General features: G+C 70.4%; 28 protein-coding genes. 15 read left to right on the forward strand and 13 right to left on the reverse strand.

The window, feature by feature from the left end; genetic code table 11:
* The first annotated feature begins 33 nt into the window (after positions 1-33).
* On the forward strand, positions 34-813 hold the full coding sequence (locus ACVKXF_RS14395; protein ID WP_456796191.1) for a TIM barrel protein: 780 nt from the start codon (positions 34-36) through the stop codon (positions 811-813).
* Between the two features lie 58 nt (positions 814-871).
* Here the strand turns inward: ACVKXF_RS14395 and ACVKXF_RS14400 are convergent, their stop codons facing one another.
* The 3 genes from ACVKXF_RS14400 to ACVKXF_RS14410 form a co-directional block, all read right to left on the reverse strand.
* Entirely contained in the window at positions 872-1,105 is a 234-nt protein-coding gene (locus tag ACVKXF_RS14400; RefSeq protein WP_456796130.1) for a helix-turn-helix domain-containing protein, read from the reverse strand.
* A complete protein-coding gene (locus ACVKXF_RS14405) occupies positions 1,105-1,716 on the reverse strand; it encodes a hypothetical protein (RefSeq protein WP_456796131.1) in 612 nt (203 codons plus the stop codon). The genes ACVKXF_RS14400 and ACVKXF_RS14405 overlap by 1 nt, the downstream gene beginning before the upstream one ends.
* 93 nt (positions 1,717-1,809) lie before the next feature.
* Positions 1,810-2,841 (reverse strand): YeiH family protein, encoded by a 1,032-nt coding sequence (locus ACVKXF_RS14410; protein WP_456796132.1) that lies wholly within the window; start codon positions 2,839-2,841, stop codon positions 1,810-1,812.
* A gap of 57 nt (positions 2,842-2,898) precedes the next feature.
* On the opposite strand from ACVKXF_RS14410, the gene ACVKXF_RS14415 reads away from it, so the two are divergent.
* On the forward strand, positions 2,899-3,564 hold the full coding sequence (locus ACVKXF_RS14415) for a hypothetical protein (protein ID WP_456796133.1): 666 nt from the start codon (positions 2,899-2,901) through the stop codon (positions 3,562-3,564).
* A 17-nt stretch (positions 3,565-3,581) separates the two neighbouring features.
* Here the strand turns inward: ACVKXF_RS14415 and ACVKXF_RS14420 are convergent, their stop codons facing one another.
* The gene (locus ACVKXF_RS14420; protein ID WP_456796134.1) at positions 3,582-4,190 is read right to left on the reverse strand and encodes an LppP/LprE family lipoprotein; all 609 of its coding nucleotides are present in this window, start codon (positions 4,188-4,190) and stop codon (positions 3,582-3,584) included.
* A gap of 64 nt (positions 4,191-4,254) precedes the next feature.
* Here ACVKXF_RS14420 and ACVKXF_RS14425 point away from each other — a divergent pair, with 64 nt between their 5' ends.
* Together ACVKXF_RS14425 and ACVKXF_RS14430 are read left to right on the forward strand one after the other, a co-directional pair.
* Positions 4,255-5,070 (forward strand): alpha/beta hydrolase, encoded by an 816-nt coding sequence (locus ACVKXF_RS14425; RefSeq protein WP_456796135.1) that lies wholly within the window; start codon positions 4,255-4,257, stop codon positions 5,068-5,070.
* 146 nt (positions 5,071-5,216) lie between these two features.
* Entirely contained in the window at positions 5,217-5,561 is a 345-nt protein-coding gene (locus tag ACVKXF_RS14430) for a hypothetical protein (RefSeq protein ID WP_123314304.1), read from the forward strand.
* Between the two features lie 117 nt (positions 5,562-5,678).
* On the opposite strand, the gene ACVKXF_RS14435 is transcribed toward ACVKXF_RS14430, so the two are convergent.
* A complete protein-coding gene (locus ACVKXF_RS14435) occupies positions 5,679-5,861 on the reverse strand; it encodes a hypothetical protein (RefSeq protein ID WP_456796136.1) in 183 nt (60 codons plus the stop codon).
* 147 nt (positions 5,862-6,008) lie between these two features.
* On the opposite strand from ACVKXF_RS14435, the gene ACVKXF_RS14440 reads away from it, so the two are divergent.
* From ACVKXF_RS14440 to ACVKXF_RS14455, 4 genes are all read left to right on the forward strand, one after another.
* Entirely contained in the window at positions 6,009-6,779 is a 771-nt protein-coding gene (locus ACVKXF_RS14440) for a LamB/YcsF family protein (protein ID WP_456796137.1), read from the forward strand.
* A 5-nt stretch (positions 6,780-6,784) separates the two neighbouring features.
* Positions 6,785-7,408, forward strand: coding sequence for a 5-oxoprolinase subunit B family protein (locus ACVKXF_RS14445; protein ID WP_456796138.1), 624 nt, complete (start codon positions 6,785-6,787; stop codon positions 7,406-7,408).
* Positions 7,405-8,289: a 5-oxoprolinase subunit C family protein gene (locus ACVKXF_RS14450; protein WP_456796139.1), complete on the forward strand. Its 885-nt coding sequence runs from the start codon at positions 7,405-7,407 to the stop codon at positions 8,287-8,289. Before ACVKXF_RS14445 ends, ACVKXF_RS14450 begins: the two co-directional genes overlap by 4 nt.
* 101 nt (positions 8,290-8,390) lie before the next feature.
* Positions 8,391-8,693: a putative quinol monooxygenase gene (locus tag ACVKXF_RS14455; protein ID WP_456796140.1), complete on the forward strand. Its 303-nt coding sequence runs from the start codon at positions 8,391-8,393 to the stop codon at positions 8,691-8,693.
* A gap of 11 nt (positions 8,694-8,704) precedes the next feature.
* On the opposite strand, the gene ACVKXF_RS14460 is transcribed toward ACVKXF_RS14455, so the two are convergent.
* From ACVKXF_RS14460 to ACVKXF_RS14475, 4 genes are all read right to left on the reverse strand, one after another.
* Entirely contained in the window at positions 8,705-9,463 is a 759-nt protein-coding gene (locus ACVKXF_RS14460; RefSeq protein ID WP_456796141.1) for a glycoside hydrolase family 16 protein, read from the reverse strand.
* A gap of 150 nt (positions 9,464-9,613) precedes the next feature.
* The gene (locus tag ACVKXF_RS14465) at positions 9,614-10,669 is read right to left on the reverse strand and encodes a DUF2891 family protein (protein WP_456796142.1); all 1,056 of its coding nucleotides are present in this window, start codon (positions 10,667-10,669) and stop codon (positions 9,614-9,616) included.
* Positions 10,656-11,726: a DUF979 domain-containing protein gene (locus tag ACVKXF_RS14470; protein WP_123291729.1), complete on the reverse strand. Its 1,071-nt coding sequence runs from the start codon at positions 11,724-11,726 to the stop codon at positions 10,656-10,658. The genes ACVKXF_RS14465 and ACVKXF_RS14470 overlap by 14 nt, the downstream gene beginning before the upstream one ends.
* The gene (locus ACVKXF_RS14475; protein ID WP_123291728.1) at positions 11,723-12,430 is read right to left on the reverse strand and encodes a DUF969 domain-containing protein; all 708 of its coding nucleotides are present in this window, start codon (positions 12,428-12,430) and stop codon (positions 11,723-11,725) included. Before ACVKXF_RS14475 ends, ACVKXF_RS14470 begins: the two co-directional genes overlap by 4 nt.
* Before the next feature lie 120 nt (positions 12,431-12,550).
* Between ACVKXF_RS14475 and ACVKXF_RS14480 the strand changes: the two genes are divergently transcribed.
* Positions 12,551-13,195 (forward strand): GntR family transcriptional regulator, encoded by a 645-nt coding sequence (locus ACVKXF_RS14480; RefSeq protein WP_123314313.1) that lies wholly within the window; start codon positions 12,551-12,553, stop codon positions 13,193-13,195.
* A gap of 46 nt (positions 13,196-13,241) precedes the next feature.
* Here the strand turns inward: ACVKXF_RS14480 and ACVKXF_RS14485 are convergent, their stop codons facing one another.
* From ACVKXF_RS14485 to ACVKXF_RS14495, 3 genes are all read right to left on the reverse strand, one after another.
* The gene (locus tag ACVKXF_RS14485; protein WP_148061831.1) at positions 13,242-13,463 is read right to left on the reverse strand and encodes a hypothetical protein; all 222 of its coding nucleotides are present in this window, start codon (positions 13,461-13,463) and stop codon (positions 13,242-13,244) included.
* Positions 13,464-13,495: 32 nt separating this feature from the next.
* On the reverse strand, positions 13,496-14,071 hold the full coding sequence (locus ACVKXF_RS14490) for a TetR family transcriptional regulator (RefSeq protein WP_456796143.1): 576 nt from the start codon (positions 14,069-14,071) through the stop codon (positions 13,496-13,498).
* Between the two features lie 61 nt (positions 14,072-14,132).
* Positions 14,133-14,672 carry a hypothetical protein gene (locus ACVKXF_RS14495; protein WP_456796144.1) on the reverse strand — a complete coding sequence of 180 codons (540 nt, stop codon included), beginning with the start codon at positions 14,670-14,672 and terminating at the stop codon, positions 14,133-14,135.
* Between the two features lie 328 nt (positions 14,673-15,000).
* Between ACVKXF_RS14495 and ACVKXF_RS14500 the strand changes: the two genes are divergently transcribed.
* The 6 genes from ACVKXF_RS14500 to ACVKXF_RS14525 all read left to right on the forward strand — a co-directional run bounded on the left by ACVKXF_RS14500 (position 15,001) and on the right by ACVKXF_RS14525 (position 20,727).
* Complete coding sequence (locus tag ACVKXF_RS14500; RefSeq protein WP_456796145.1) at positions 15,001-16,470, forward strand: DUF6421 family protein; 1,470 nt, start codon at positions 15,001-15,003, stop codon at positions 16,468-16,470.
* Entirely contained in the window at positions 16,467-17,138 is a 672-nt protein-coding gene (locus tag ACVKXF_RS14505; RefSeq protein ID WP_456796146.1) for an SDR family NAD(P)-dependent oxidoreductase, read from the forward strand. The genes ACVKXF_RS14500 and ACVKXF_RS14505 overlap by 4 nt, the downstream gene beginning before the upstream one ends.
* A gap of 4 nt (positions 17,139-17,142) precedes the next feature.
* Entirely contained in the window at positions 17,143-18,216 is a 1,074-nt protein-coding gene (locus tag ACVKXF_RS14510) for a threonine aldolase family protein (RefSeq protein WP_456796147.1), read from the forward strand.
* 18 nt (positions 18,217-18,234) lie between these two features.
* Positions 18,235-19,701 carry an SDR family NAD(P)-dependent oxidoreductase gene (locus tag ACVKXF_RS14515; protein ID WP_456796148.1) on the forward strand — a complete coding sequence of 489 codons (1,467 nt, stop codon included), beginning with the start codon at positions 18,235-18,237 and terminating at the stop codon, positions 19,699-19,701.
* Between the two features lie 341 nt (positions 19,702-20,042).
* Complete coding sequence (locus tag ACVKXF_RS14520; protein ID WP_456796149.1) at positions 20,043-20,291, forward strand: hypothetical protein; 249 nt, start codon at positions 20,043-20,045, stop codon at positions 20,289-20,291.
* On the forward strand, positions 20,260-20,727 hold the full coding sequence (locus ACVKXF_RS14525) for an alpha/beta fold hydrolase (protein ID WP_456796150.1): 468 nt from the start codon (positions 20,260-20,262) through the stop codon (positions 20,725-20,727). The genes ACVKXF_RS14520 and ACVKXF_RS14525 overlap by 32 nt, the downstream gene beginning before the upstream one ends.
* Here the strand turns inward: ACVKXF_RS14525 and ACVKXF_RS14530 are convergent.
* A complete protein-coding gene (locus ACVKXF_RS14530) occupies positions 20,675-21,304 on the reverse strand; it encodes a TetR/AcrR family transcriptional regulator (protein ID WP_456796151.1) in 630 nt (209 codons plus the stop codon). The two genes, ACVKXF_RS14525 and ACVKXF_RS14530, sit on opposite strands and share 53 nt — an antisense overlap.
* Positions 21,305-21,378 lie beyond the last annotated feature (74 nt).

The raw sequence follows: 21,378 nt of genomic DNA on the forward strand, positions 1-21,378 counted from the left end.
ACCGCCGGGGTCACCCTGGCCGCGTGCGCCGAGATGCTCTTCACCGACCTGCCCTTCGTCGACCGTGTCCGCCGCCTCGACGAGCTGGGGTTCCAGGTCGAGATCTGGGACTGGACGACGAAGGACCTCGACGCACTGGCTGCCTCGGGCGCGACCTTCTCCTCGATGACCGGCTACGTCCGCGGCGACCTGACCACAGCTGAGGGTTCCGCCGAGCTCCTGACGACCGCAGAGGAGTCCCTGCGAGCCGCTGCCGTCATCGACGCTCCCCGGCTGAACGTCCACGGAACGGGCCTCGACCGCGACGGTCACCCCGTCGAGCCGCGGCACACGGTCACCGGTCGAGACTGGCTGGCCGCAGCACGGACCCTCGACCGGCTCGCTCGACTCGGCGAGGCCCACGGCCGGGTGTTCACCCTCGAGAACCTCAACACGGCGGTCGACCACCCGGGGACACCGTTCGCCCGAGCCGAGGACACCATCGCCCTGGTCGAGGCCGTCGACAGTCCCTTCCTCCGCCTCAACCTGGACCTGTACCACGCCCAGATCGGCGAGGGGAACCTGATCGAGCTCGTCGCACGTGCGCTCCCGCTGATCGGCGAGATCCAGGTCGCCGACGCCCCGGGCCGGTGCGAGCCGGGCACCGGCGAGATCAACTACCCGGGTGTGGCGAAAGCCCTCGACCACATCGGGTACCGCGGGGTGGTCGGCATCGAGGCCTGGGCGAGTGCGTCCGCGTCGGACGCGCTGGTCGCCTTCCGCTCGGCTTTCGCAGCGGCGACCGGGGAGACGACCGGGAAACGGTCGCGCTGAGACGGACAGGAGGCGCGGATGACGTGAGCAGGCCTGCTCACGTCATCCGCGGGTTCCGTCATCGATCCGCGCGCACCGAGAACACGTCGCCCGGCTGGCACCCGAGCTCCTGGCAGAGCCGGGTGAGGGTGGAGAACCGGATCGCGCGCGCCCGGTTGTTCTTCAGCACCGACAGGTTCACCACGGTGACCCCGACCCGGTCGGCGAGCTCGGTCAGGGTCATGCCGCGAGCGGCGAGCAGCTCGTCGAGGTGGCAGACGACCGCGTGGCCCTCCTCCTGTTCCGGGGGCATCAGACCAGCCCGGACTGGTCGCGCACCATCCGCTGCGAGGCGGTGAGGGCGAACCGGAAGCAGATGACGACGAGCAGGCCGAGGTACACGGGAACGAACTGGTGGTCGACGTCCGGCGTCGGCAGGTACCCGTCCCACCCGAGCCCCGAGACCACCCAGTTCCACCCCATCCGGCGGACGAACTGGGGCACGAAGCCGGCCACCAGCACCGCAGCGGCGAGCCAGTCGAGGATGCGGGTCGTCGACCGGTCGAACAGCCCGCCGCGCGAGATCTTCCAGGCCACCGCCGCGACGAGGGCGATGAGCGCACTGACGAACAGGACCTCGAGCGCGTCACCGACCCGGATGTACCCGATCGCCCCGGCCGGCACGTCCGCGATCGGAGCCCGGAGCACGAGGTGGTCGGCGGTGACGGTCGCACCGCCGGGCGGCTGCGGGACGTCGCTCGTCGCGGTCATCCGGACGGGCACCGACACCGTTCCGGAGCCGACCGAGCGGACGAGCAGGTCGACGTACCGCCAGACGACCAGGACGATGCCGATCGCGCAGCAGGCGACGTAGGCGAGATAGGAGTTCCGCCCGCGGGGCGGTTCGTACACGGGTGCGGTCATGGCGTCTTCCCCTGTCGATCATCGATACCATCGAATTTCGATACAACGATAAACGATGGGTCCGACCGGTGCAAGACCCTGCGCCGCCCCGACCTACAGCAAGCCGAACGCCGCCTGCGCCCCGAGGCTCGTGCCCGCCACCAGCACCCAGAGCGCGATGCCGAGCAGCATCGGACGGAACCCGGCACGGCGCAGCGCCGCGAAGTCCGTCGAGCAGCCGATCGCGGCGAGCGCCACCGTGATGAGGAACGACGCCGCGGTCGAGAACCCGGGAGCAGCCCCAGCCGGCAGCACCCCGACCGTCCGGAGCAACACCACCACCAGGAACCCGATCAGGAACCACGGGACCAACCGGAAGACGCGGAACCCGCTGCGCGCCCCCGTGTCGGGCGCGAGCTGCTCGCGGGAGGCGCGTCGGGCCTGCAGTCCGGCCAGCCCGATGACGATCGGGATGATCATCAGGGTCCGCACCAGCTTCACGACGACCGCCGTGTCGGTCGCCTGGCGACCGTAGACCGTCGCGGTGGCGACGACGGAGGACGTGTCGTTCACCGCCGTCCCCGCGAAGACGCCGAAGGCGTGCTGGCTGAGCCCGAGGGCGTGGCCGAGCAGGGGGAAGGCGAACACGGCGGCGATGTTGCAGAGGAAGATCGTCGACATCGCGTAGGCGACGTCTGCGCTGACTGCACCGATGACGGGCGTGACGGCCGCGATCGCGGACGCACCGCAGATGCCGGTCCCGACGCCGATCAGGGTGCGGAGGGCGCTCGACACCCGGAGCAGCCGACCGATCCCCCAGGCGGCAGCGAGGCACACGACCAGGGTCGTGAGCATGACCGGCAGGGTCTCGCCGCCGATGCGCAGCACCTCGCCGATCGACAGCTGCGCGCCGAGCAGCACCACGGCGAACTGCAGCACACGGCTCGACGAGAACTTCACGCCGGGAGCGAGTACGGCGAGGCTGCCACCGGTGCGCCGACGGACGAGCCAGCCGAGCACCGCGCCGATCAGGACTGCAGGGACGGGCCCGCCCACGACCGGGACGGCCGTGCCGACCAGGGTGGCGACGAGGCCGATCGCGACGGCGACGGCGACACCGGGTGCGGCGGTGCGGGCGAACTGCATGGGACCAGCATCTCGTGCTCGCGGCCGTCGTGCGGTGCAGCCGGGCAGGATGGTGCGGTGGAGTACGCGGGCGAGCGGTGGGTGCAACGGCTGCGCGACGGCGAGATGCCGAAGCGGTGGCCGTTCCTGATCGGCCTCGCGATCGTCACGGTGACTGGCGGGATCGGGGTGTACTTCTCGGCTACCCACCTCGACGGCATCCTGCACTCGGACGCCCGACGCCCCTTCGCCCTGCCGCTCTTCTCGGTGCTGCTGCTCGGGTCCGGGCCGGTGGCCGCGGTGCTGTCCTGGTTGCGCGGGCGGCGCGACCGCATGGTGCTGGACCGGATCCGCCGGAACGGGACGACGCCGCGGTTCCACCTGCCCGTCCTGCGCACGGGCCAGTACGCCGCCGACGACTTCCCGGACCCGAGGCCGGAGATGTGGATGGTCGACGCAGCGGGCCTCCACGCGTGGTCACCCGAACGGAACGAACCGGTGTTCGACCTTGCGTGGGACGACATCAGGACGATCGAGCTCGCCTCAACGGACGTCCGAGGACAACGCACCGACACCGGCATCTGGATCGTCACCGAGGCGGTCGGCCGGTTCGTGCTGCTGCCGCGGGCTGTCATCGGCAGGCCGTTCGGTGCCAGTGTGACGAAGATCCACATCCTGATGCAGGTGCTCCGGTCGCTGTGGCGGGAGTTCGACCCGGGCACCACGCAGCACGCCCCGCGCTGAGCCGACGACGGGCCGGCTCAGCCGACGGGCGGGACCTCGCCGGTCATGTCGACGCGTTCGGTGCCGTCGTTCCAGATGTACGTCGCGGTGGTGCGACCAGAGGCGTCAGCGTTCGCCTCGTTCGCCTTCGCGTAGGTGTAGGTCACGGTGATCGAGGCGTCGGACAGCCGTTCGACGGCCGGCTCGAACGCGTACTGCTCGGACGTCGCGGTGCCGAGGTAGCGGCCCTGGTGGAAGAGCAGGATCGCGTACGGCGAGCCGGCCGTGGCCATCTCGGGCGAGACCACCGACCAGGAGAGTGGCGCGCAGGCGTCGTAGCCGGAGTAGTCGGCGTTCGCGGCGTCCCACTTCGTGCCCTCGAGGCCGGCGGGCGACGGCAGCGCAGCGATCCCCGATGCCGCTGCCTCGGCGCCGCTCGCGGGTCCACACGTGGGGGTGGCGGTGGGGGTCGGCGTGGTCGTCGGCGTCGGGGCGGCCGCTGTGTCCGTCGGCGCCGCGGTCACGGTCTCGGTGACGGTCGGGGTCGAGTCACCGCCCTCGTCGCCGTCTCCACCGCCGGAGCACCCGGTCAGCAGGGCCACCAGGGCGGCGCCGGTCAGGAACAGGGCACTCTTCGATCCACGCACCCCTCCACCGTGGACCGTCGACAGCTGCTCCGCTCGCATCGTTACCGGCCCGTAGTCTGCTGGCATGGGGGGAACAGCGGGGACGGTCGGCGTCGTGGACGACGTGCTCGCGGGTCCCCACGGCCCGGTGCCGATCCGGCGGTACCGACCTGCGGACGCCCGAATCGCGCCGACGCTCGTCTGGTTGCACGGCGGCGGCTTCTTCCGCGGCGACCTGGACCTGCCGGAGTCGGATGCCGTGGCTCGTGCGCTCAGCGCGCGCGGCGTCCCGGTCGTCACCGTCGACTACCGGCTCGGTCCGATGCCGGGCATGCCCTGGGTCGGTCGGACGGGCCCACGAGCGCGCCGCGGTGCGCCGCATGCACGTGACGAGGTCGTGGCGGCGCTCCGCACACTCGCGACGGAGTGTCCCGCCGGCACGGTGCTGGGCGGCGCGAGCGCGGGAGCGTGCCTCGCCGCCACGGTGATCCCGGCCGCCCCCGCGCTCGCCGGCGCAGTGCTCGCGTACGGGTTCTTCCACGCGCGGATCCCCCGCGACCCGGCCGTGCAGCGGCTCGTCCGCGGGCACCGGCGCATCACGCACGCTCCGCTGCTGCTCGACGCCGCGAACCGCACCTACGCCGGGCCGCTCGGTGCCGGAGCGTTCCCGGCACCGCAGGCGCTCGGCACGTTCCCGCGCACGCTGATGCTCGACGCCGAGCGTGACACGATGCGCGCGTCCGGCGACCGGTTCGCCGGGCAGCTCCGCGCAGCCGGGGTCGACGTCGAGCGCCAGGTGCTGCCCGACAGCCGACACGCCTTCCTGAACCGTCCGGCGAGCAGCGACTTCGCGGCTGCCGTCGATCGGATCGCGTCCTGGGTGGTCCGACGGCCCGACTGAACGGTCGAGCGTGTGCGACCGTCGGACATTCCTGTGACGCCACGACGAAGCGGACGTATTCTGCTGTCGGAAGCAACGGCGGTTCCGAACACCCTTCGCCACGTTCACCGTCGTGGCGTCCCGCCTCTGCGACGAAGAGTCCCACCGTGACCGAACACCTCATCGAGTACGTCGCCCGTGACCGCACGGGCATCACCGCCGTCGTGACGACCACCAGCGTCATCGACGTCGACACCGTGATCCAGCACATCAGCTCGGGCCACACCGGCTACTACGTCGCCGCCGACTCGTGGAAGCGGACACCGGTCCGGAGCATGTCGTTCATCGGCGGCACCTACCTGTTCGCGAACTGGGACGGCTCGAAACGGAACATGCTGCACGACCTGGCGTTCCGGTCGCCGACGCGGGCGGTGCAGACCGCGGAGGTGCCGGAGTCCCGCTTCGCGCGGTTCCTCAGCGCGGTGTTCGGTCGCCGGCTGCCGCAGCCCTGACCCCTGCACGCTGCTGGCGCCGGTGGCGACGCGGTGTCGACGCGGTGTCGACGCGGAACGACGTCCTCGATGTCGTACGACGACGAGGACGTCGTTCCGAGTCGACGAGCGACCCGCCTACTTCTCCCCGTCCTCTTCCGGGTTGAAGTGCGAATCGTCCCCGACGTGCCCAGCGGCCAGGCCGTCCGGGTCGTTGGGGATGGTGTTGTCGTCGCCGAGCCCGCCCGGCTTCTCGGTGCCCTCGGAGTCGTTCACGGGGGCCTTGGTGTCGTGGTCGTGCGTGTTGCTGCTGTCGGTCATGGTCTGCTCCAGTGCAGTGGTCGAACCGAGGGCGACGCCCCCGGCAGGTGCTGACCTCGGACGCTACGTGCCGCTGCTCGGAATCAGGTGACACGGCGCCGCGCGCTCGGTAGATTGTTCAACAACCCGCGACGACAGGGAGTCCCCGTGACGACGATCGACCTGAACAGCGACCTCGGCGAGGGCTTCGGCGCCTGGACCATGGGCGACGACGCCGCCATGCTCGACGTCGTGTCGAGCGCGAACATCGCCTGCGGGTTCCACGCCGGCGACCCGACGATCATGCTCGCCACCGCCCGCGCCGCTGCCGAGCGCGGTGTCGCCATCGGGGCGCACGTCGCCTACCGCGACCTCGCCGGCTTCGGTCGCCGACCGATGCACGTCACCGCGGACGAACTCCACGCCGACGTCGTGCACCAGCTCGGCGCGATGGCCGCCACCGCACGGGTCGCCGGCACCGCCGTCACCTACGTCAAGCCCCACGGCGCCCTGTACAACACCGCGTGCGCCGACCCGGTCCAGGCCGAGGCCGTGGTCCGGGCGATCGCCGACGTCGACGGCTCGCTGGCGGTGCTGGCGCTGCCGGGTTCCGAACTCCTGCTCGCCGCCGGACGCCACGGGCTCCGCGCGGTGGCGGAGTCCTTCGCCGACCGCGCCTACGAACCCGACGGCTCCCTGGCGTCCCGCAGCAAGCCGGGCTCCGTGCTCCACGATCCGGACGAGGTCGCCGCCCGGGTCCTCCGCATGGTCACCGAGGGCGTCGCGACCGCCGTCGACGGCTCCGAGCTGCAGGTCCGTGCCGACTCCGTCTGCGTCCACGGCGACTCCCCCGGTGCCGTCGCGATGGCCCGCGCGATCCGAGCGACCCTGACCGAGCACGGCGTCACGATCGCGCCGTTCGCACCCGCCGCACCGTGACCGGCGTGGACTTCCGGCCCGCCGGCCGCGCCGCCCTGCTCGCCACCTTCGACTCCCTGCCGCAGGTCGTCGCGTTCCGCACGGGGCTGGCCGAGGCTCGGCTGCGCGGCCTGACCGAGGTCGTGTCGGGCGCACGGACGCTGCTGCTCCGGTTCGACCCGGCGACGACCGACGCCACACGGCTCCGCAGTGCACTCGAACGGGTCGCACCCGCCACCGACGCCGATGCGGCGAGCGCCGCGGATTCCCTCGTCATCCCGGTGGTCTACGACGGCGAGGACCTCGACCAGGTCACGGCCCTGACGGGCATGGACCGCGACCGGTTGATCGCGTGGCACACCGGCCAGCTCTGGACGAGCGCGTTCTGCGGCTTCGCCCCGGGCTTCAGCTACCTCACCGGCACCGAACCGTCGCTCGACCTGCCACGCCGGAGCGCGTCGCGCACCGCCGTGCCGAGCGGTGCCGTGGCCCTCGCGGGCGAGTTCAGCGCCGTCTACCCACGCGTCTCCCCCGGCGGCTGGCAGCTCATCGGCCGCACCGACGTGCCGATGTGGTCGCTCGACCACGAACCGCCGGCACGGGCACCGGCCGGCACACGGGTTCGGTTCGTCGACGCGGGTGCGGTATGAGTGCGCTGACCGTCCTGCAGGTCGGCTTCGGCGTGGCCACGCAGGACTTGGGACGGCCGGGCTTCAGCGACATGGGACTCGGTGCGGCGGGTGCCGCCGACCGGGGGTCCGCAGCACTGGCCAACCGGCTTGTCGGCAACCGTCCGGATGCGGCCGTCCTGGAGGCTCTGCTCGGCTCCGTCACGCTGCGCGCCGACGCGTACGTGGTCGCCGCCACCGCCGGGGCCGCCTGCCCGGTCGAGATCGAGCGGGCAGACGGCCGGGTCCGCGGAGCGGCCTCGCACGAGGTCCTGATGCTCGCCCCGGGCGACACGCTCCGGATCGGTACCGCCACCACCGGGCTGCGCTCGTACGTCGCGGTGCTCGGCGGGTTCGCGGTCGAGCCCGTGCTCGGCAGCCGCTCGTGGGACGCACTCGCACGCCTCGGGCCGCCCCCGTTGTCGTCGGGCGACGTCCTGCCGATCGGCGATGCCCGCGCGTCGTGGCCGATCGTCGACGCCGTCCCGCAACCCGACGAGCGCTGGCCGGACGACCCCGTGGTGCTCGAAGCGACCGCCGGCCCTCGCGACGACTGGTTCACACCGGAGTGGCGCGACACCCTGACCGGCCAGGACTTCACCGTCGGGTCGGACAGCGACCGCGTGGGTGTCCGCACCACGGCTCCGCAGCCACTCGTCCGCGCCGTGACGGTCGAGTTGCCGAGCGAGGGGGTCGAGACCGGATCACTGCAGGTCCCGCCGGAGGGCTTCCCGGTGCTGTTCCTCGCCGACCACCCGGTGACCGGCGGCTACCCCGTCGTGGCGGTCCTCACACCGGAGTCGGTCGACCGTGCGGCGCAGCTCCGTCCGGGCGACACCATCCGCTTCCGGCTCGTTGGCTGACGGCGGGCCTGCGCACCGATCCGGAACAGGTCGGCGCCGCCGCGGGTTGAGTCGGACACTGCCGACCAGTTGCGTCGGAGTGCCGACGAAAGGTGCACCACATGTCGATCACCGTCCTGCTCGATGTCCAGTTCCGGAGCGACGTCCCCACCGACACCGTCGAGGCGGCGATCCGCGAGACGCTCGCGCAGACCCGCGCCTTCGACGGCTGCGAGTCCCTCGAGGTCCTGGTCGACGACGCCAACCCGACGCGCGTGGTCGTCGTGGAGTCCTGGACGAGCGGGGCCGCCCACGACGCCTACGAGGCGTGGCGGGCGACCCCGGACGGTGCCGCAGCGATCGGGCCGATCGTCGCCGCTCCGCCCGTCGCGCGGACGTTCGAGCGGACGATCGCGCTCGGCTGACCGGGTGTGGGTCAGCCCGTGTACTCGTACGTGCTGACCCAGTCGATGTTCAGGTGCCCGGCTGCACCCCAGTTGCCGACCTGGAACATGTACCGGTGCGCGGTCTTCGGCACGTTCGACGTGACCGTCTTGATCACCTTGCCGTCGAGCAGGTACTGCACCGACTTGCCGGGGATCCACTCGACCGAGTAGACGTGCCAGCTGCGCCAGGTCACCCCGGTGCTCATGCTCGTCGAGTTCGCTTCCTGCCCGGCGACCATCGAGTGGTGGTGGAGCATCGGCGAGCCCTCGAAGTTCGCCTCCGGGTAGTCGATCTCGCCGTCCGACCAGACGTCGGACGACGGCCACAGCATGAACGCCGCACCGTTCCCGTTGCCGCCGGTGGCCTTCGCGCGGACGCTGAACTTGCCGCCCACGTGCGACCACGCGCCGTTCGGGGTCCCGAAGGTCCCGGCGGCGCCGCGCTTGCCGTCGAGCTTGACGTCCATGTAGCCGTCGCGGGCGCTGACCTGCGAGCCCGAGTAGTACGTGCCGCCGGTCCCGTCCGGGTACGGCTGCCACGAGTTCGCGTAGGTCTTCGCGAACGGTCCGTTGGCCGACGCCGCCTTGCTGAAGTTCTCGACGAAGGTCTGCTTGAACTTGCCGACGTTGCCGACCGGGGCGGTGACCCCCGCGTAGGCAACGGTTCCCGCTCCGAGCGGTGCCGCCACGACGACGGCTCCGATGAGTGCGGCGATGAGTGCGGTCCGCCTGATCCTGCGGTGCTGCATGTGTCACTCCCTGCTGTGACTGGTGGCACCCGTTCCCCTCGGGTACCCAGCCGGATCTCGGCTGCGCACCGAGGGTAGGTGCATTGCGCAACCGACGCAGGGGGTTGACAGCAGCACGTCGGATCGGCGACCATGCCCCTCGTTCGGGGGTCAGCGCGCGGCGTGCTCCCGCGCTTCCATCGCGTCCCAGGCGAAGCTCGCGAGCCAGTGCGTGGAGTAGTACTCCTCGCCGACACTGGCTGCCAGCCCGGAGGCCAGCAGCCGGTCGGCCGCCTCGTCGAGCAGGCTCGCGAGTCCGTCGTCGTCCAGCTCGCCGGCGCGCAGGGCGTCCGCGATGCGCCGGGCCGATCCCGCTCGTGACAGGTCGAGCCCGAACAGGTGCACCTGCTGCGGGTCGGCCTCGTCGCGGACCACCGTGGACTGCAGGATCGCGTCGCCCGACCGCACCTGGGCGAAGAAGCCGTCCGACCACGTCGCGAACTCGGCCGGGGTCAGCACTGCCCGCATCAGGTCGGCCTCGGCCAGCCCGGCCGACAGGAAGTCGTGTCCGCTGCGCTCCCAGGCGAACGGCCAGCCGGCGTCATCTCCGAACCACTCGCGCGCGGCACGCTCCACCGTCGCGGCGAGCTCGTCGCGCCCGAGCGACCGTGCGGCCTCGAGCACTAGCAGCAGCCCGAAGGCCGAGTTCGAGTGCACGCCGTGCCGGACGGGGTGGGCGGCACCGTCGACCCAGCGGGTGACGAGGTCCTCGAGCACGTCGACGACGAACACGAACCCCGGGGCGAGCTCCCGGATCGCCGGGACGTCCGACGCGGAGACCTCGGCGGCGAGCTTCGCGAGCCAGGCCCACCCGTAGGGGCGCTCGTAGTGCGGCGTCGTGTGGAAGTAGGCGGCTTCCGTCGCCAGGTGATCCGCGCTCAGGTGGGCCCGCAGGATCGTGGTGAGTCGGGCCTCCAGGTCGGCCGACAGGCCGTGCGCGACCAGACGCGCTGCGAGCCAGTGCATGTGCACGGACGAGTGCCAGTCGTAGGACGTCGCGAAGGCGGGGTGCAGCTCGACCGGTAGTGCCCGGTCGTCCGGACCGGACGTCGTGTGGTGCGCCGCGTACGGGTACTCGCGCGTGGTGTTCTCGGCAGCGACGGCCGCGAAGCGGTCGGCCCACGCGGCCCGGGTCAGGTCGAGCGGGGCAGCATCAGAAAGCGACAAGGTACATGACTCCCATGTTGACGACGAGCAGGATGGCGGCGGTCGGGATCTGCGCCTTGATCGGGCCGTACTTGTCCCGCATCTCGAGCAGGGCAGCCGGAACCAGGTTGAAGTTCGCGGCCATCGGCGTGACCAGCGTGCCGCAGAAGCCGGCGAGCATGCCGATGGCGAAGATCGCGGCGGGGTTGCCGTCGAAGCCCTGCACCAGGACGGGCCATCCGATCGCGGCCGTCATGATCGGGAAGGCGGCGAACGCGTTGCCCATGATGATCGTGAAGAGCGCCATGCCGAGGCAGTAGACGACCACCGCGGCGATCAGCGAGCCGCCGGGCAGGATCGACTTGATGATGGTGCCGACGGCATCGCCGACCCCGGCCTGGGTGAAGACGATGCCGAGGGTGGAGAGCATCTGCGGCAGGAGCGCTGCCCACCCGATGGCCTGCAGCAGTCGACCGCCCTCACGGATGGGCGTCGCGATCCTCGGCGGACGCAGGACGAACACCGCGACGACGACGGCGAGCACCGAGCCGATGCCCAGGCCGGTCAGCGTCGCACTGCCCTCGGCGAGCAGGGGCGCACCGCCGATCGAGACGAGCGGCCCGAGCGTCGCGACGAGCACGGCGACCACGGGCACGACCAGGGCCGGGATGAAGAGCTTGTTGCCGAACCGGGTGGCGAACGCCGCGCGCTCGTCGGGGCTGGTGGTGGCGAGGACGCTCGTGCTGGCGGACGGCTTCGTGGCGGCAGCGGTGGGTTCGGCCGGGCCGGTCTCCGCCCCCGTGCCGGCACCGGGGATGCTGGCGACCCGCGTGCGACTGGTGGTCCCGGTGAACCCGAGTCCGGCGAGCGCGACCATCACCAGGACGGCGATGCCGAGCACCCACGACGGCGCCGTCTTGGCGGCGACGAAGGTGCCGTAGAAGAACGAGACCCCGAGGATCCCCCAGAACGCCGCGTTGCCGAGTCGCTTGGCGTGCGAGGTGTCCGTGACGATGAGGACGGCCACCGCGATGAAGAACGCGCCGATGAGCCAGTAGAGCCATTCGCTGGTGATCACGCTGCTGCTCCCTGCGTCGGGGCGTCGACGCGGGCATCGGCGGCCATCTTGTCGAGCGTGCGGTCGAACAGCAGCAGCCGCGTGCCGTGGACCAGGAGCGCGGCGATGCCCGTCGGGATCGCCCACAGCGCCAGGTCGATGGGCTCGAGCGACAGACCGTAAGTGGCGTCGACGAAGGTGGTGATGAGCAGGATCGAGCCGACGGCGACGAACACGTCCTCGCCGAAGAAGACCCCGACGGTGTCGGACGACGCCGAGTAGCCCTTGATCTTCTCGCGCATCCGCTCGTCGATCCGGCCGTACTTCTTGATCGCCGCACCTTCGGCCATCGGGTGCACGAGGGGTCGCACGGTCTGCGCCGGCCCGCCGATGCTGGTCAGGCCGACCGCAGCCGTGACCTGCCGGATGGCCAGGTAGCCCGCCAGCAGACGACCCGTCGTGAGCTTGTCGAGCTTCGCGATCAGGCGCTTGGCCTGGTCCTGCAGCCCGTAGCGCTCGATCAGGCCGATGACGGGCAGGACGAGCGCGAAGGTCGTGACGGACCGGCTCGACGCGAAACCGTCGCCGAACGCAGTGAGGATGCCGACGGGACCGATCCCGCCGATGGCCGCGGTGACGATGCCCGCGACGGTCACGACGAGCAGCGCGTTGATGCGCAACGCGAACCCGATGATGACGACGGCGACGCCGATGAGGACGAACATGCGGGACAGTCTGGCCCGCATTGTTCAACAATCGCAAGAGGCTGTTCCGCTCTGTAACACGACGGTCACACGGTGCGAGGTTCGCACCGGCGATGCCCGAGGCCGTGTCAGGATCGGGACATGACCCGAACCGTCAGTGGTGCCGACTCGACGGCCGATCGGCTGCGCACCATGATCGCTTCGGGCGAGTTCTCCCCCGGGGCGCAGCTGTCCGAGGAGCGGCTGAGCGACCAGCTCGGGGTGTCGCGGAACACGCTGCGCGAGGCCTTCCGGCTGCTCGCGCGGGACCGGCTGGTCGAGCACGTCTTCAACCGCGGGGTCTTCGTGCGACGACTCTCCGCCGAGGACGTCACCGACCTCTACGCCGCCCGGCGGGTACTCGAGGAAGCCGCGGTGCGGGCGTGCACACCGACGTCACCGGCGCTCGACGCTGCTGCCGCCGCCGTCACGGCTGCTCGGGACGCTGCGGTCACGGGCGACTGGGGTGCCGTCGGCACGGCGGACATCCGGTTCCACTCCGAGCTCGTGCGCGCGGTTCCGAGCACACGGATCCACGGGCTGATGGACGGGCTGCTCGCCGAGATGCGGCTGGCCTTCCTGACGGCCGACGACCCGGCGTCGTTCCACGCCGAGTTCGTGGAGCGGAACGAGGCGATCGTCGTGGCGCTGCGCGCCGGCGACCAGACCGGGGCCTCAGCACTGCTGGCGGACTACCTCGACGATGCGGAGCGGACGCTGCGGGTCGCTGCGGGCGCGGCAGGCTGACGGGAGGCCCGGTGCGGGTCGTTCCTGCGGCCTCGGGCCGCCGCGACTAGCGCTGGTACCGGCCGAGGCCGCGCTTCTTGTCGCGGAGCGCGACGGCGAGCATGCTGCCGCCGAGCACGAGCCACAGGACAGCCATGAACACGCGGAAGCCACTCGGTTCGATGACCGCCATGACGCTCCACAGCACCCCGACCGCGATCCACACCGCGCCGACCCAGACCAACGGCCGACCGAAGGCTGCCCGGAGAAGACGGCTGTCACTGCTCATGGGCCGAACCCTACGCCCGGGCGCACGAGACGTCAGCCCCCGACGAGCGCCTTCACCGCGTCGATCACGATTTGCCGGCGACGCGCAGGTGCGACCGCCGCGACCAACGAGCCGTACTCGGGAGAGGTCGAGCTCCAGAACGCGGCGAGGTGCATCACCAGACCGAGCAGCACCGCCGGCCGGTAGCTGCGCGGCAGGACCCCGGCGCGCTGGGCGTGCTCGACCGCGGCGACGGCCTCGGTGTTGCTGGCGATGACGGCTTCGAGCGCACCGTCACTCCCCCGCTCGAGGCGGTGCCAGGTCGCGAGCCGCTCAGCCCACGGGCGCTGGACGTACGAGTCGTGCAGGCGGGCGGCCCACTCGGCGAGGTCGTCGGTGTCGACGGGGACCTCGTCGAACGTCTCGGCGACGGTCTGTGCGAGGAGGGCGTCGAACAGTCCCTCCTTGCTGCCGAAGTAGTGGAAGATCTGCGCCTTGTTGCTCGACGCCGCCGCGGCGATCCGTTCGATCTTGGCGCCGACGAGCCCAGCCGCGGCGAACTCGTCGCGTGCTGCGAGCAGGAGTCGTGCGCGCATCGCGTCGGCGGCTGGGGGCGTGAAGCGTGCCATGCAGACAACCGTATCGACCGAGTCGGCGCCGCGGAGCCGGAGGGTCGCGATACCGCGCTGGTCAGGCGCGCTGTCGCCGAACGACCCCCCTCAGGACGAGCCCCACCGCCAGCAGGACGCCGGCGACCACCGATCCCTGGACCAGGTCGGAGAAGCCCTGGCGCACGTCGGCGTTCCAGAAGAGGACCACGGCGATCAGGGCAGCGATCAGGCCGAGCACGATCGACCGGTCTCGCAGTCCCCCGCCGGAACGACTGACAGCGGAGTCGATCGCCACGAGCGGGACGGGAAAGAGCGCAGCGAAGGCAGCCGAGCCTTCGAAGAAGAGAACCCCTCCGAGCAGTCCGCCTCCGAGGCCGATCGCAAAGCTCACCCAGTCCGCCACGCGGAGCGTGACTGGCGAGCCATCCCTGCACCGACGTAGTCCCCACAAAAAGACGAAGCAGACGAGGGTGCCACCGACGACGAGGAGCGACGCTGCTCCCCACCAAGTCGAAGCCGGCGCAGTGGTCATCGAAGTACCGAGAGCAACGCTCGAAGAGGCGATCGCGAATGATCCCTGCCTCCACCACACCAGATCCATCCGTTCGTCATGTTTCACATTCTGAGGCTAGTACCGGCGCGCTGCAGCCGATCCCCTAGGGAGCATCGCCGGACCCTGCGGCAGTCCGGCGATGGCGCACAGAGCACCCGAGCTCGACCGTGAGCGAGCCGATCGCCGCCGTCACGAAGTCGTAGCTGCTGACGTTCCCCCGAGCCCGCGTCGGCGAAACGTTGCGCGCAGAACGGCATCGCGTGCGCGGAGAACAGCGCCGCGCACGAATCCCCCGCAAATGGGCAAGAATGCGTCTCCCGATCCTCCCTAGGCTCATGACAAGCGCACCACCACGCCGCAGATCCGCGGCCGGCCCAATGACGGGAGGTTCGACATGTCACAGTTCGTCCAGGAGTTCACGCAGGGCGCCATCGTCGGAGAACCCGAGGTCGTCGAGGACCGCACGTCGGTGCGCGAGGTCGCCGAGCACCCCGCGTGGACGCGGCTGAAAGCCGCTGTCGTGTCGTTCCGTGCGTTGCAGACGGCCGACGGCTCGATACCCGACCACGCGGATCACGCAACCGCTTCCGAGCACCTGGCCACGATCCTCCCGGCCATTGCCGAACTGGCACCGTTCTTCCCGCACGATGCGGCGTACCTCGCTGCACTGCAGCGCGACTTCGCACGCTGGGAACGCGACGGTTTCGGCGTTCCCGACTTCCTCGACGCACTGAACGAATTCCAGCCGCAACAGCACCGCGTCGACGGGCTCGGCCACCTGGTCGTCTTCCCGATGGTGACGCAAAACGGCAGTTCCTCGCGGCTCGTCGAAGCCGTCCTGGTCGAGGTCATCTGGCCGGAGTTCGTCGTGGAACTCGAAGCGGGCGACTACAGCAACACGCTCTTCGTCGCGTTGCGGTTCGTCGACTTCACGCCCGGCTATGACACGAACTCGGCGGTGCTGTTCCCCGAGACGGTCGCGATGCGCGAGATCCCGACGTTCACGTGGGGTGCGATCTTCCAGGACCGCGAAGCCGCTCGCTACCGCAGAGTCGTGCGTGCCGCTGCGGAGATCACGAAACTGGAACTGCCTGACGACGCTGCAGCGATGCTCGACGACCAGGAGCTGACGGAACGGGTGTTCGTGATGTGGGACCTCATCCACGACCGATCGCACATGCGCGGGGACCTGCCGTTCGATCCGTTCATGATCAAGCAGCGGATGCCGTTCTTCCTCTACTCGCTCGAAGAACTGCGGTGCGACCTGACGGCGTTCCGGGAGTCCGTGCGGCTCGAACGTGCACTTTCGGCATTGCGGGATGCAGATCTCAATGATGCCCAACGCGCGATCCGCGACCACGCCCGCCTGGTGCAGTACGCCGTCGTCTTCGACCGCATCTTCCGGTTCGCGATCACCGGCAGCCGTGTCCGGAACTACGACGGACTCGGCGGGCAGTTGTTGTTCGCGTGGATGCACCAGCACGATGTCCTGCACTGGACCGACACGCAGCTCACGATCGACTGGGATGCGGTGCCGGACGTGATCATCGCGCTCAGCGATCAGATCAACGAGTTGTACCGGCGGTCGATCGACCGGCCGAAGTCGGCGCACTGGCTCGCTGCGTACGAGATGCTCACCCGGACGCTCACGCCGCACCCGGCGTCGAGATGGGCGCGTGGGCTGCCGGAGGAAACGCTCGCCGGAATGCCCAAGGGGTACACCGACGCAGTGATGGACGACGAGTTCCCGCTGTCGATGTTCTACGAAGCGCTGAACAAGAAGATGGCTACGGTCATCGCTTCGACCGCCGGCATCACCGGTTCGTCGTCGGTCGCGCCGTCCGATGCGGACGTCGCCGCGTGAGCGCTCGGTCCTTGTCCGGTCGCACGGTGCTGATCGCGGGTGCGACCAGTGCCAGCGGCGCGGCGGTTGTGCACGCACTCACCTCCGCCGGGGCGACCGTCGTCGCGGTCGGCACCAGACGAGACGCACTGGAGGCCCTGCACGCCTCCGTCCCGGGCGTCACGACCCACACGTGCGACCTCGCAGACCTCGGTGCGGTCACCGCGCTCGCGGCTGCGGTCCGCGAGACGTCGGGACCGGTCGACGGGCTGGTCCACCTGGTCGGTGGGTGGCGTGGGGGCGGCGGCATCGCCGGCCAGACGGACGAGGACTGGGACTTCTTCGACCGAGCGTTCCGCACCCTCCGGAACACCACGCGGGCGTTCTACGACGACCTGGTGGCGTCCCCGGCCGGACGGCTCGCGTTCGTCTCCTCCACCGCGGTCGACTCCCCCACCGCGGGTGCCGCCAACTACGCCGCCGCCAAGGCCGCTTCCGATGCTTGGGTGCGTGCCGTCGCACAGGGCTTCCGGAAGGACGCACCGGACTCGGCGGCAGCCACCGTGTTCGTCGTCGGCGCTCTGGCCGGTCTCGAAGAGCGGCTCGGCGACGAGGTCGTGCGGCTCTGGACGGCACCGCCGGCCGACGTGAACGGCGCCCGTCTCCCGCTCTCCCTTTCCTTAGGATGAACCAGTGACCCTTCGACTCCACGACCTGGACCTGCGGGGCTTCGCCTCGGACAACTACGCCGGCGTCCACCCCGAGGTCCTCGACGCGATCGCCGCGGCCAACGACGGCCACCAGATCGCGTACGGCGAGGACGTCTACACGGCCCGCCTCAACGAGGTGATCGCCGAGCACTTCGGCTCGCAGGCGCAGGCGTTCCCGGTGTTCAACGGGACCGGCGCGAACGTCGTCGGGCTGCAGTCGATGCTGCCGCGGTGGGGTGCCGTCGTGTGCACCACGACCGCGCACATCCACACCGACGAAGCGGGCGCTCCCGAGCGCATCGGCGGGATCAAGCTGCTGCCGGTCGAGACCCCCGAGGGCAAGCTCACCCCCGAGCTCATCGACAAGGAGGCCTGGGGCTGGGGTGACGAGCACCGCGCCCAGCCGCTCGTGGTGTCGATCACGCAGACCACCGAGCTCGGCACCGCCTACACGGTCGACGAGATCCGGGCGATCGCGGACCACGTCCACCCGCTCGGCATGACGCTGCACATGGACGGCGCTCGGATCTCCAACGCCGCCGCGACCCTCGGGCTCCCCCTGCGTGACTTCACGACCGACGCCGGCGTGGACGTGCTGAGCTTCGGCGGCACGAAGAACGGCATGCTCTACGGCGAAGCGATCGTGGTGCTCAACCCCGACGCGTCAGAGGGACTGCACTACCTGCGCAAGATGAACATGCAGCTGTCGTCGAAGATGCGGTTCGTCTCCGCCCAGCTCATCGCGCTGTTGTCCGACGACCTGTACCTGCGCTCCGCCGGGCACGCCAACGCCATGGCCGCCCGACTCCGCGGAGCACTCGAGGCCCGGATCGCCGACGGCAGCATCCAGGGCGTGGGGTTCAGCCAGGAGACCCAGGCGAACGGGGTGTTCGCGACGCTGCCCGCCGGGGTGGCCGAGCGGCTGCGCAAGCACTTCCGGTTCTACGACTGGGACGCCAGCCGCAACGAGGTGCGGTGGATGTGCGCGTACGACACGTCGGAGCAGGACATCGACGACTTCGTGGCGGCGTTGACGCGGGAGCTCGACGCGGCCTGATCCAACGTAGAATCCCGTGTGATCTCCGAGCACCCCGAACCCAGCGGCATCCTCCCCGAGGACCTCGACGCCACGCTCCGGGTGCTCGAGCAGATGACCGAGATCGACGAGACGCACCCCGACTTCGTGCGGGTGCGACAGGCCACGGCGAAGATGTTCAAGGCCGTGAAGCGTGCGCACCGACTCGAGAAGCGCGCGGTCATCGCCGAGGCCGACCGCCTCGTGATCGCCGCCACCGCGACCGGAGCCGCCGACCGGATCGACGACGAGACCCGCGGGGTCCCGATCAGCACCTCGACCACGGCGTCCACCGCCGGCACACTGCTGAAGTCACGCCCCTGCTACATGTGCAAGCAGCAGTACACCGTCGTCGACGCGTTCTACCACCAGCTGTGCCCCTCGTGCGCGGCGATGAGCCACGCGAAGCGCGATGCCCGGACCGACCTGACGGGCAAGCGGGCGCTGCTGACCGGCGGTCGCGCGAAGATCGGCATGTACATCGCGCTCCGCCTGCTGCGTGACGGCGCCCACACGACCATCACGACGCGGTTCCCCCGCGACGCCGTCCGTCGGTTCACGAGCCTGCCCGACTCGGCCGACTGGATCTCGCGCCTCAAGGTCGTCGGCATCGACCTGCGCGACCCCGCTCAGGTCATCGGGCTCGCCGAGGACGTCGCCGCGGCCGGCCCCCTCGACATCCTGATCAACAACGCCACGCAGACGGTCCGCCGATCGACCGGCGCGTACCAGCCCCTCGTCGACGCCGAGCTCGCGCCGCTGCCGGACGGCCCGCTGCCGGAGCTCGTGACCTTCGGGCACACGAACGACCAGCACCCGCAGGCGCTCGCCCGGTCGGTGACGGCGCACCCGATCCTCGCGGCCGCTGCAGCCCGGGCCGACGAACTGACCGAGCAGGCCATGGCTCCGGGTTCCAGCTCGCTCGAACGGCTCGCGATGGGTACCGCCATCGATGCCGGCGGACTCGTGCCCGACCTGCACGACGCGAACTCGTGGACGCAAGCCGTCGACGAGGTCGACCCGCTCGAGATGCTCGAGGTCCAGCTCGCGAACACGACGGCTCCCTTCATCCTGATCTCGAAGCTCCGCCCCGCAATGGCGGCGAGCGAGGCGCACCGCACCTACGTGGTGAACGTCAGTGCGATGGAGGGTGTGTTCGGCCGCGCCTACAAGGGGCCGGGGCACCCGCACACGAACATGGCGAAGGCCGCCGTGAACATGCTGACCCGCACGAGCGCACAGGAGATGTTCGAGACCGATCGCATCCTGATGACGAGCGTCGACACCGGGTGGATCACCGACGAGCGGCCGCACCCGACGAAGGTCCGGCTGGCCGAAGAGGGCTTCCACGCGCCGCTCGACCTCGTCGACGGGGCTGCCCGCGTGTACGACCCGATCGTGCGGGGCGAGGCGGGCGAGGACGTGTTCGGTGTGTTCCTGAAGGACTACAAGCCGAGCTCCTGGTGACCTCCGTACGGCAGTGACGCTGCGCAGCCCAGAGGAATGACGTGGTAGGAGAAGACCGTGATCTATCAGATGCAGGGGCAACCGTGACGACGAAGCGCTCCCCGCTCAACAGGTCGATCGCGGCCGCAGTGGTCCTCGGATGCTCCACCCTCCTCCTGTCCGGCTGCAGCAACGATCCAGCAGAACCCACCGTGCAACCGTCAGAAGCGAAGCAGTCCGTTGTCGACTTCGTGGAACAGTCCTCGTCAGCAGCCGGCGGGCGCTGGGAGCACCTGAGCGGTCCGGGAGTTCGGGAGTGCGAGCAGCCGAGTGGTGCGACGGGGACGACGTTCGTGTACGTCATGAAGCGAGCGGACACCACGGGCGCCGACGCGAAGACCGCCGTCCAGTCGGTGAGCAAGCACTGGCAGGACCTCGGCATCCAGGTCGAGGAGTACCAGAGCGGAGGCGCGAATCCAGTACCCGGCGTCCGTGGTCGAGGCGGTCCGGTGACCTCGGCGAGCTTCAACGCCTACCCCGGCGACTACCAGATCTCCGCTAGCTCCGCATGCTCCGACGGTGTGCCCGACAAGCTCCGGTCGGAAAACTGATCGACGCCCGGAAGCCGCTGCCCAGACGAAGGGGCGCCGGATCGGCACGAGTCGCAGCCGCCGGGAGGGCACCGACGTCTCGGTCTTCGACGGGTTCCGCCAGGCACCCGCCGCCAACCGTGCCGAGTTCTTCCAGGCCGTCGCCTCCGGCCCGTTCTCCGGCTTCAACCGTGACGGCGTGACGCCGTCCGAGCCGGTCATCGCCAACTGGTGGCGTCAGGGCATGACGGGGAGCGCCGTCGCGCACGACGAGGGCATCGAGGCGCTCTCGGAGACGGACCAGACCGAGGACCTGTGCGCGATCACCGGGCCCGTCCTCGTCCTGCAGGGCGACGACGACCGGGTCGTGCCCGACGCGGATGGCGTTGCCCACCGTGCGCCGGTCAGGTCCAGGGGCCGTCAGCGGTGCCGAGGTGCTCGTGCCCCAGGGGCGTGATCGGCACGACGCCCAGACTGGTGAGACCGACCTGCAGGAGCGCGGCGCGGGACGTCCCGACGCGGCCGATCGCACCCATCCCCTCGATGACGGCGCAGAAGTAGGTACCGAGCGCCTCCGCGTCGGCGTCGGCCTCGATCTCGCCGGCCTCCTGCGCGTCGACGATGCACGCGGTGTAGTCGGCACGGATGGCGTCGAAGGCCTCGGTGACGGTCGCCGCGACCTCCGGATCACGAGCGGAGAGTTCGACCGCCGCGCGGAGCAGCAGTGACGGCGGCCCCTGGGCCTCACCGTGCTCGACCGCCGAGGACACGAGCTGCGTCCGGATCCGGGCGATCGGGTGTTCGGCCCCCTGCAGGACGGTCTTCACCGCGTCGACGGCCTCCGCGGTGTCGCTGAGGAAGGCCCGCATGAAGAGTTCCTTCTTGCCACCGAACGCGTTGTACAGGCTCTGACGCCCGAGTCCGGTCGCCTCGAGCAGGTCGTCGAGCGACGTCCCCTCGAACCCGCTCTCGGCGAAGGTTCGTCGGGCGCGTTCGATCACGTCGGCCTCGTCGAACTTGCGTGGTCGCGGCATCGGAACTCCTGCAGGTCGGTTGTTGACTGATCCGTCCATTATGACGTACCGTTCTGGATCATTCAGTCAATAAC

It is taken from the genome of Curtobacterium sp. PvP017 (genome assembly GCF_054060195.1).